The organism is Aphanothece microscopica RSMan92, from assembly GCF_046613545.2.
Lineage (GTDB): Bacteria > Cyanobacteriota > Cyanobacteriia > PCC-6307 > Cyanobiaceae > NIES-981.
The window spans coordinates 38580-47662 of record NZ_JBKKKY020000019.1 but is presented as its reverse complement, the minus strand read 5'-3'; the positions used below and the strand labels follow the sequence as shown (position 1 = coordinate 47662).

Annotated in this window: 12 protein-coding genes; 4 read left to right on the top strand and 8 right to left on the bottom strand. The window is 68.7% G+C overall.

The genetic code is table 11. The features are described 5' to 3' along the window. Positions 1-731: pyridoxal-dependent decarboxylase (locus ACLD7X_RS07685; protein ID WP_411422956.1), on the bottom strand; the 731-nt coding region annotated here is incomplete at its 3' end. A gap of 47 nt (positions 732-778) precedes the next feature. Here ACLD7X_RS07685 and ACLD7X_RS07680 point away from each other — a divergent pair. Then, the gene (locus ACLD7X_RS07680) at positions 779-1303 is read left to right on the top strand and encodes a nucleoside deaminase (RefSeq protein ID WP_411422955.1); all 525 of its coding nucleotides are present in this window, start codon (positions 779-781) and stop codon (positions 1301-1303) included. Here ACLD7X_RS07680 and ACLD7X_RS07675 read toward each other — a convergent pair. Both ACLD7X_RS07675 and ACLD7X_RS07670 read right to left on the bottom strand, forming a co-directional pair. Beyond that, on the bottom strand, positions 1257-2450 hold the full coding sequence (locus ACLD7X_RS07675; protein WP_411422954.1) for a pyridoxal-phosphate-dependent aminotransferase family protein: 1194 nt from the start codon (positions 2448-2450) through the stop codon (positions 1257-1259). The two genes, ACLD7X_RS07680 and ACLD7X_RS07675, sit on opposite strands and share 47 nt — an antisense overlap. 68 nt (positions 2451-2518) lie before the next feature. Then, positions 2519-3049, bottom strand: coding sequence for a globin family protein (locus ACLD7X_RS07670; RefSeq protein ID WP_411422959.1), 531 nt, complete (start codon positions 3047-3049; stop codon positions 2519-2521). 207 nt (positions 3050-3256) lie between these two features. Between ACLD7X_RS07670 and glnA the strand changes: the two genes are divergently transcribed. Both glnA and ACLD7X_RS07660 read left to right on the top strand, forming a co-directional pair. Beyond that, positions 3257-4675: a type I glutamate--ammonia ligase gene (gene glnA, locus ACLD7X_RS07665; RefSeq protein WP_411422953.1), complete on the top strand. Its 1419-nt coding sequence runs from the start codon at positions 3257-3259 to the stop codon at positions 4673-4675. A gap of 64 nt (positions 4676-4739) precedes the next feature. Beyond that, positions 4740-5612 carry a phytanoyl-CoA dioxygenase family protein gene (locus ACLD7X_RS07660; protein WP_411422952.1) on the top strand — a complete coding sequence of 291 codons (873 nt, stop codon included), beginning with the start codon at positions 4740-4742 and terminating at the stop codon, positions 5610-5612. A 6-nt stretch (positions 5613-5618) separates the two neighbouring features. Here ACLD7X_RS07660 and ACLD7X_RS07655 read toward each other — a convergent pair whose 3' ends face one another. The 3 genes from ACLD7X_RS07655 to ACLD7X_RS07645 form a co-directional block, all read right to left on the bottom strand. Further along, positions 5619-5876, bottom strand: a complete 258-nt coding sequence (locus ACLD7X_RS07655) for a hypothetical protein (RefSeq protein ID WP_411422951.1) — start codon at positions 5874-5876, stop codon at positions 5619-5621. A 183-nt stretch (positions 5877-6059) separates the two neighbouring features. Further along, the gene (locus ACLD7X_RS07650) at positions 6060-7010 is read right to left on the bottom strand and encodes an FkbM family methyltransferase (protein WP_411422950.1); all 951 of its coding nucleotides are present in this window, start codon (positions 7008-7010) and stop codon (positions 6060-6062) included. Positions 7011-7076: 66 nt separating this feature from the next. Beyond that, positions 7077-7364, bottom strand: a complete 288-nt coding sequence (locus tag ACLD7X_RS07645; protein ID WP_411422949.1) for a hypothetical protein — start codon at positions 7362-7364, stop codon at positions 7077-7079. Positions 7365-7417: 53 nt separating this feature from the next. On the opposite strand from ACLD7X_RS07645, the gene ACLD7X_RS07640 reads away from it, so the two are divergent. Next, the gene (locus ACLD7X_RS07640) at positions 7418-7777 is read left to right on the top strand and encodes a DUF6439 family protein (RefSeq protein WP_425625124.1); all 360 of its coding nucleotides are present in this window, start codon (positions 7418-7420) and stop codon (positions 7775-7777) included. Here the strand turns inward: ACLD7X_RS07640 and ACLD7X_RS07635 are convergent. Together ACLD7X_RS07635 and ACLD7X_RS07630 are read right to left on the bottom strand one after the other, a co-directional pair. Beyond that, on the bottom strand, positions 7743-8180 hold the full coding sequence (locus ACLD7X_RS07635) for an ATP-binding protein (RefSeq protein ID WP_411422947.1): 438 nt from the start codon (positions 8178-8180) through the stop codon (positions 7743-7745). The two genes, ACLD7X_RS07640 and ACLD7X_RS07635, sit on opposite strands and share 35 nt — an antisense overlap. A 56-nt stretch (positions 8181-8236) precedes the next feature. Next, on the bottom strand, positions 8237-8959 hold the full coding sequence (locus tag ACLD7X_RS07630; protein WP_411422946.1) for a GUN4 domain-containing protein: 723 nt from the start codon (positions 8957-8959) through the stop codon (positions 8237-8239). Positions 8960-9083 lie beyond the last annotated feature (124 nt).

Here is a 9083-nt window from a genome sequence, read left to right as displayed (position 1 = left end):
ACGGCGATCACGGGTACGCCCCCCGCCGCCAGCCGCTCCAGCTGAACCTGGAGCCGGCCCGGATCGAGACCGCCCTCGGGCCCGGTGGGCACCCGCACCAGGGCCTGGGGCGGCAGCCCCATCACCGTCAGCGCCTTGGCCAGGGAGACATGGGCATCGGCGCTGCAGACCACCACGGCATCGCCGCGGCAGCCCAGTCCAGCGGCCTGACGGGCCGTCACCAGGGCCATGAGGTTGGAGAGCGAGCCGCCACTGGCTGCCACCCCCCCGGCCCCCTTGCCGAGTCCGAGCTGCTCGGCCAGCCAGGCAGCCAGGCTCCGCTCCAGCCTGGAGAGGCTCGGCGAGAGCTCCTCGGCCAGCAGGTTGTTGTTGAGGCCGGCACAGATCAGATCCGCCGCAATCGAGGCGGGCAGAGGCGGGGGATCCAGGTGGGCCAGGGCGCCGGGATGGCTGGGGCTGAACGCGCCATCCATCACCAGCTGCAGATCCGCCAGCAACACCTCATCGGACAGGCCCAGCCGCTGGGGCTCGATGCAGGGCAGCACGCTGAGGCCCGGCAGCGGCGAACGGCTCGCAGCGCTTCCCAGCCAGGCACAGAGCTGGGCCGACGCCTGCTCGAGAAAGGCCTGCAGCCTGGCGTCGGGCTGGTCGGGGCTGGCGAAGGGGAGGGGCGGGATCGCCCGCGGTGCTGGTGGCGCGCTTGCCAACGGCGGGCTGTCGGGTGGGGCCATTCTCACCTGTGGTCGTGGGCTACAAGGGAGGGATGGAAGCCAGAGGCATGGAGGCCAGAGCAGCCGGGCCCAGCCCCGGCGAGGCCGAGGAGCGGCGCCATCGCTTCTGGATGGAGCGCCTGCTGCGCTGTGCCGAGCGGGTGGGGATGCGGGGCGAGATCCCGGTGGCGGCTGCCGTGCTCGATGGGCAGGGGCGCTGCATCGGCTGGGGCAGCAACCGACGCCACCGCGAAGGGGATCCCCTCGGCCACGCCGAACTGATGGCCATCGGCCAGGCCTCGCGGCTGCTGGGTGACTGGCGGCTGAACAGCTGCACCCTGCTGGTGACCCTCGAGCCCTGCCCCCTCTGTGCGGGAGCCCTGGTGCAGGCCCGGGTCGGCACCCTGGTGTTCGGCGCGCCCGATCCGAAGCGCGGTGCGGTGGGGGGCAACCTGGATCTGGTCCATCACCCCAGTGCTCACCACCACACCCGCGTGCTGCCGGGCGTGATGGCGGCGGAGGCGAGCCAACAGCTCGGCGACTGGTTCAGACGGCGACGGCGGCTGGGCGGCCTGTCTGGGCACCGGGCCTGAAGGCCGGCAGCTCCGTGCGGAACAGTTCCAGCAGGAGCTCCACATTCTCCGCACGGCTGTTGTAGCCCATCAGGCCGATCCGCCAGACCTTGCCGGCCAGGGCACCGAGCCCACCGCCCACCTCGATCCCGTGCTTGTTGAGAAGGTGGAGCGTGAAGGCCTTGCCATCCACCCCCTCCGGGATCCGCACGGTGGTGAGGGTGGGGAGGCGGAGATGCTCCGGGGCATGGAGTTCGAGACCCAGGGCTTCGAGCCCGGCCCAGAGACTCTCGGCGTTGCGCCGGTGCCGCGCCCAGGCGTGCTCAAGCCCCTCTTCAGCCAGCAGGCGCAGGGCCTCCCGCATCCCGAAGTTCATGTTCACCGGAGCCGTGTGGTGGTAGACCCGGTCCGTGCCCCAGTACTGGTTCAGCAGGGTCACATCGAGGTACCAGTTGGGCACCTTGCCCCGGCGCGCCTCCATCTTGGCCTCGGCGCGGGGGCCCATGGTGAAGGGGCCCAGACCCGGCGGGCAGCTGAGCCCCTTCTGGCTGCAGCTGTAGGCGAGGTCGACCTGCCAGTCATCGAGGTGGACGGGAACGGCACCCAGGGAGGTGACGGTGTCCAGCAGCAGCAGACAGCCGTACTGGCGGCAGAGTTCACCGACGCCCTCCATCGGCTGGAGGATGCCGGTGGAGGTCTCGGCATGGACCATGCCGAGGATGGCGGGGCGATGCTCCCTGAGCGCCGCTTCGATCTCCTCGAGCGTGAAGGCCTCGCCCCAGGGGCGCTCGATCGTGACCACATCGGCCCGGTAGCGGCCGGCCATGTCCGCCAGGCGCAGGCCGAAGTAGCCCTTCACGGCGATCAGCACCTTGTCGCCGGGTTCGAGGGTGTTCGCGAGGGCGGCTTCCATGGCCGCACTTCCCGTGCCGCTCATGGGAATGGTGAGGCGGTTGTCGGTCTGCCAGGCGTAGCGCAGCAACTCCTGCACCTCACCCATCAGCTCGACGTAGAGGGGATCGAGATGGCCGATCGGGTTGCGCGACAGGGCCTGCAGCACCGTCGGATGGGCGTTCGAGGGGCCCGGTCCGAGCAGAAGCCGATCGGGTGTGGCGATCGGTCCCAGCGCGCGGCGGTGGGCGTTGTTGACGGTGTGCAGCGCAGACAAGGGGCCGGAAACGGGGTGGACGGGAGGGATGGCCTGAGCCTACGCAGCTGAGGATCCGGACACGGAGGTCAGCGCAGCCGCACGTCGCTGGCGGCCAGGCCGCGACAGAGATGGTCGAACGGGACGCGAACCACCGCCGCCAGGGCGGCAGCATCGCTGAGCCCCTCGCTGCCGAGCATTTCGCAGACCACATCGGCCATCAGCGCGATGCTGCGCACGGTGGGGCCGGTGGGGACGCCCAGGCTCTTGTAGGTGTCATCGAGACCGTTCAGCACCCGCTCGTTGAGGATGGTGGCGTCGTCGGCGATCAGCGCGTAGCTGGCGTAGCGGAGGAAGTAATCCATGTCCCGCAGGCAGGCCGAGAGACGGCGGGTGGTGTAGGCATTCCCCCCGGGCAGGATCAGCTCGGGATCGTCGAGCCAGAGGCGCTGGGCCGCTTCCCGCACGATTTCGGTGGCCTCGGCGTTGATCAGCTCGACGGCCCGGAGCCTCAGCTCGGCTTCGGAGTAGTAGGTGTTGATCCGATCCATGGCCGCCCGGTCCAGATAGCGGCCCAGCTGGTCGTAGCGGCCAATCAGACCGGTGATGGCATCCCGCATGGCTGGAGTGGATCGACGCACCTGGGCCGGAAGCTAGCACCAGCAACTGGCCAGATCGCAGGTTGGAGCAGGGATCTGGCGGATCTGACAGAAACAGTTACGCAGCCCGGTCCTGTCATTCGGTTACGACAGCTACATAGCGGCGGTCCGGCTGCTCCGTACGTTCCAGCGACGCCGGCACCGGGACGGCACCCAACCGACATCGTCATGGCCAACACAGCCCAGGAGGTCCTTCGTCAGATCCAGGACGAGGGCATTGAGCTGATCGACCTCAAATTCGTCGACCTGCATGGCAAATGGCAGCACCTCACGGTGTGCAAGGACCTGATCGATGACGAGGCCTTCACCAGCGGCGTTGCCTTCGATGGTTCCTCGATCCGGGGCTGGAAGGCCATCAACGAGTCGGACATGGCCATGGTGCCCGACCCGAAGACCGCCTGGATCGACCCCTTCTACGGCCACAAGACCCTCAGCCTGATCTGCTCGATCCAGGAGCCGCGCAGCGGCCAGCCCTACGGCCGCTGCCCCCGCGCGCTGGCCCAGAAGGCCCTCGAGTACCTCGGCTCCACCGGCATCGCCGACACGGCCTATTTCGGACCCGAACCGGAGTTCTTCGTCTTCGACGACGTTCGCTACACCTCCGGCAGCGGCAGCAGCTTCTACAGCGTCGATTCGATCGAAGCTCCCTGGAACAACGCCCGTCTGGAGGAGGGGGGCAACCTCGCCTACAAGATCCAGTTGAAGGAGGGCTACTTCCCGGTGTCGCCCAACGACACCCTCCAGGACATGAGGACCGAGATGATCCTCACCATGGCGGCCCTGGGGGTGCCGATCGAGAAGCACCACCACGAGGTGGCCACGGCCCAGCATGAACTGGGCATGAAGTTCGCCGAACTGATCAGCGCGGCGGACAACGTGATGATCTACAAGTACGTCGTGCGCAACGTCGCCAAGAAGTACGGCAAGACGGCCACGTTCATGCCCAAGCCCGTCTTCGCCGACAACGGCAGCGGCATGCACGTGCACCAGAGCCTCTGGAAAGGCGGCAACCCGCTGTTCTTCGGGGAGGGCACCTACGCCAACCTGTCCCAGACCGCCCGCTGGTACATCGGCGGACTGCTCAAGCACGCCCCGAGCTTCCTGGCCTTCACCAACCCCACCACCAACAGCTACAAGCGTCTGGTGCCCGGATTCGAGGCGCCGGTGAACCTGGTTTACTCCCAGGGCAACCGCTCAGCGGCGGTGCGCATTCCCCTCACCGGGCCGAGCCCCAAGGCCAAGCGCCTGGAGTTCCGCTCCGGTGATGCCCTCTCCAACCCCTACCTGGGCTTTGCGGCCATGCTCATGGCCGGCATCGACGGCATCAAGAACCAGATCGATCCCGGCGACGGCACCGATGTGGACCTCTTCGAGCTGTCCGCCGAAGAGCTGGCGCGCATCTCCACCGTGCCCGCCTCCCTCAACGGTGCCCTCGAGGCCCTCGACGCCGACAAGCACTATCTGATGGAAGGCGGAGTCTTCACCGAGGACTTCATCAGCAACTGGATCGCGATGAAGTACGAGGAGGTGCAGCAGCTGCGTCAGCGGCCCCACCCCCATGAGTTCGTGATGTACTACGACGCCTGATCCCCGCCGGGACCTCGGCAGCTCCACTGGGGGGCCTGACCTGGGCCCCACCTAACCTGGCCCGATGGCGACCGTCGTTTCCAGCCCTCCTGCCCTGCGACAGCCGCAGCGGCCGGAGGGCTTTCCGCAGCACCGCAGCAGCCCGCCTCCGCCGCTGTTCCAGGCCCTCGGCCTCGCCGAGGACCCCCGCCGGTTCCGCGCTGCGGCCCGATGCCTGCGGCGTTCCGGCCTGGTGGTCATTCAGGGCGCGGTGGGGCCGGACGAGCTGGCTGCCCTGCAGCCGGTGGTCGCCGCGGCGCGCGCCCATGCCGCCAGCCCCGCCGCCGGGGATGGAAGCGCCCGTGTGCTGCTCAACCGGGGTGGCCAGCGGGCCATCCGCGGCTACCGGCGCATGGTGGACTCCGCGAAGGCGGTGATCAGTGTCCGCGACGATGAGGACGGCGGCATGGTCGATGTCTTCCATCCCGAACTGCTCCTCGAGAGCTGTACGGAGAATGTCGTCGGCGCGCTGCAGGACAGCCTGGTCACCGGGCTGCTGGAGCGGGCGTTCCGGCGGCCCTTCCGGGTGCACGTGCGCAACCTGTACCTGAACGCAGGTGTGACCACCACCCGCGGCCTGCACACCGACGGCGGCGGCATCAAGGCCAAGGCCTTCCTCTACCTCTCGGACGTGACGAGCCTGGCCGAGGGGCCGTTCTGCTACGTACCCGGCTCCCATCGGATGCCCTGGCTGCGCGGCTTGAACCGCCTGTGCAACGCCCGCCGCGGACGGCGACGGGATGACTGCCCCATCCTGCTGGGCCTGAAGCCGATCCCGGTGTTCTGCCGCGCCGGCGACATGGTGGTCGCCATGCAGCAGGGGGTGCATCGCGGCCATCCCCAGGCCCCATGGGCCGAGAGGGCCGTGCTGCTCAGCATGCTGCAGCCCTCGGGCTGAGGCGGCTCAGCCGCCCTGGAAGCGGATCTGGGCGATGGCACTGTCGTGGAGATGCTTGGCATGGGCCTGACGCAGGGCCCAGGCCTGCAACTGATGCACCGCGTCTCCGGAGGGGTTCAGATCGTGATGCTCGGTGATCTGGGCGATCTCGGCACCGTGACGGCGGCGATCCCGCTGGTGATGGTCAGCCCAGGCGAGAAATTCCCGGGGATGCAGGCCCTGGGCGGCGGCATTGGCAGGGAGGGGGAGGTTGAGCGCAGCCATGGGACAACTCCTCTGGTTCGACTTCACTCTCCTGCAGTTCTGTAGCTGTTGATACCAGAACTAGGATTGCTTCACAAGTCTTGAGCTCCCCGCTCGGGCCGCCGCGCTGACCCTGCTGCCGGCTGCGGAGGCTGCGTGCGTCTGCCGGAGCGGCAGCCTGCGGCTTGGGGCGCCGCCCTCGGGTTACTCGAGTTGCTCGAGCTGGGCGCCGATCCTGGCGTTGGCGGGATGGAGCTGGCGGGCTCGCTCCAGCACCTGACGGGCCTCGGCAGGACGTTCCGCCTGCAGCAACAGAGACGCCAACTCGAGAAAGCTGCGGGGGTGGGGACGCGGCCGGGACAGCACCGTGGCATGGAGCGTCGCGATCGCCTTGTCGCGGTCATCGAGGGCGCCGGCCTGGCAGCGGGCCAGATGGATCCGCCCCCTTTCATCGTTGAGGCGGCGCAGGGTCCGCTGGGGCCAGCCGCGGAAGCGCATGGCGCTGTTGACGTACCAGTCGTCATGGCCGCTGAGTTCCCGGAAGACGCGTTGGAAACCCTGCTGCTTCATCAGGCGACGAATCCGCGGACGCTGGGCGGAATAGTTGTGTTCAACCGTGAGGCAGGCAAAACGATAGCGATCCAGGGGCAGATGGGAGAGAATCATCTCCTCGGCGCCTTCCACATCCAACGAGAAGTAATCAATCCGCTTCGGCGCTTTCTCCCGATCGAGGAGATCGCCGAGCGTGATGGTCTGCACCTCGATCGACTCGGTGTAGGCGGCGCGGGCCTCCTGGACGAGCCGTTCACCCGCCTCCTCCAGCCCGCCATAGAGCCCGTTGCAGGCGAAGTGCAGCACATCGCCGCTGGTGGCATAGAGCGCCTCCGCGACCACGGGGATCGAACGCCTGGCCTGGGCCAGTTCCCTCAGCACAGGGTTGGGCTCACCGCCGAGACCCTTCCAACCCAGCAGTTCGAGCAGCAGCGTGTTGGAGAGTGACGTGCCGTTGGCCAGTCCGAACTCCAGGAAATAGCCGGGTCCAGGCCCCTTGCAGTAGAGGGCAAAGAGATCCTGGAGGGACTGGGAATTGGTGAGGTGTTGAAAGGCCTCGCAGAAACGAAGGAACCGCTCGCTGGAATCAAACAGCCCGATCACACAGCAGCAGCGCCCGTGGGCCAGAAGCTAGCACCGTTGCGTTGGCCCACCGGGCCAGGCGGCGGCTCAGCGCCGCAGCAGCCAGGTGATCAGCAGACCCACCGTCCCCCAGCGCAGCCAGCGCCAGAAGAGGATCTCGAGGCGGTGCGGCGGCACGAGCTCCGGGGGGGGTGGATCGAGCAGCCGCTGGCTCAGGGCGAGCCGCTGCCGCTGCCGCCGCCGCACCGCCCCGCTGCTGTGGCTGGCCAGGGAGGCCTGGGTGAACAGCCCATCGAGGAGATGCAGCACCCGCACGGGCTGACGGACACCCGGCGGGGTCTCCGAGCGGAAGCGGCGGGGATGGGAGGGCCGCATGGCTGGGAACGGCCCGGGGCCGACGTTCTCCGGCCAGGATGGAACCCCGTCCCGTGGTTCGTCCAGTGGAGCTCGCCTCGATGCACGCCGCCGAGTCCCCATCAGCCAGCTCCCCAGTGACCAGCTCCCCAGGGGTCGGCAGGGGTTGGCCGGAGGGCACGGCCGACCAGGCCCGAGAACTCCAGCGCCGGCTCGCCATCCACGAGCGGGAGTGGCATGCCCTCAAGAGCCAGCGCCCCAGGCGCGCTGCTGAGCAGCTGGCAGCGGCGATGGTGCATCTCCTCCAGGCCGACGATCCCGCCCAGCGCCAGATCACGCCCGCCCGGGAGCGGGCCATCGAACTGGTGGAGCACGCGCTGCTCTGGCTCAAGGCCGAGATCAGCGACCCCGGCTGCCCAAGCCACGGGCGCTGACGGCCGGGCCCAGGCGTCCTCGCCGCACGGCCAGCTGGAGGCGGTTGCCGCGGGCGCTCCAGCGCACGTCATCGAAGCAGTGGTGGATGAGGAAGAGCCCGCGTCCATCGGTGGCCTCGGCTTCCGGCAGCAGCTGCCCGCCACGGGCTTCGCGGGGCACCCCATGACCTTCGTCCTGCACCTGCCACACAACCCAGCGGGGGGTTTCGATCCGCCGGATCCGCAGCGTCTTGGCAGGGTCGCAGCCGTTGCCGTGCCGCACCGCATTGACGAGGGCCTCGTGCAGGCCGAGCTGCAGTTCCGCCTGCGCCTGAAGGCAGCGGATCGGCTCGAGCAGCAGTTCGACCAGGGGCGCCAGTTGCAGGGTGGACGGGGTGATGAAGTCTGACCAGCGCAGGGCCATCAACCTGGATCCGCAGGTGCCGTCTTGACCCTAAGCCGCTGGCGGCACGACAGCCTTCAGGCGTTGATGCGTTGTTGCAGCGCCGGATGGTTCAGCAGGGCATCCATCAGGCGCACCCCCCGCAACTGGTTGACCAGGGGCATGTGACCCTCGGGAGCCTCGATCGACCACTGGAAGGAGCCGGGATAGCGCGTCCACTGGCCGCCGTCCTTCCAGGCGAGCCTGGGCCAGAGCTGCTCCCAGCGGCCATTGCAGGCCCGCAGCAGGCGACCCTGCACCGAGAAGCCGAACCGCCCGCGGGAATAGCAGACCCACAGCCGGTCCAGGCTGTCGAGATCGGGGCCAGGTATCGGCGGCACCTCGCTGTAGTACACGTAGCCGCGCCGCACGGCATCCGGGCCGGCCAGCTCGCGCAGGAAGGTGCTGGTAAGGCGGTCCGCAGCCTCGTACTCCATCAGGGCCAGGTGGTGCTGGAGCGGGCTGTAGTCGATCGCTGCCGCACTGGGGGTGGCGAGCCAGCCGTCGGGATGGCGCTCGAGAAACGCCTGCCGCTCGGCCCCGTCCCCGGCCAGCAGCAGCTGAATCAGAGCCCCCGCGCCCCAGTCATCGCCGGTGGCATCGAGGGCCGCCAGGTGATCCGGAAGGAGCGGCCGCAGTTCCTCGGCTCGCTGCTCAAGCTGCCTCAGAAGGGTGCGCCGCTGGCGCGCGGCGGCAGCCTGGAACCGTTCGAGCAGGCCCTCAGGGGTGACATTGGCGGAAACCGGAGGGCCGGAAAGCATGGAAGACCGTGCCTGAGCGGAGCCAGCTTGCGCCCACTATGTCAGGAGGTGTCAGGCCCGGGGCTGTCCAGGCCGGGCCAGCCGAGCGGAAGTCCCCCCCTAGGATCCATTTTTGCCACACCCC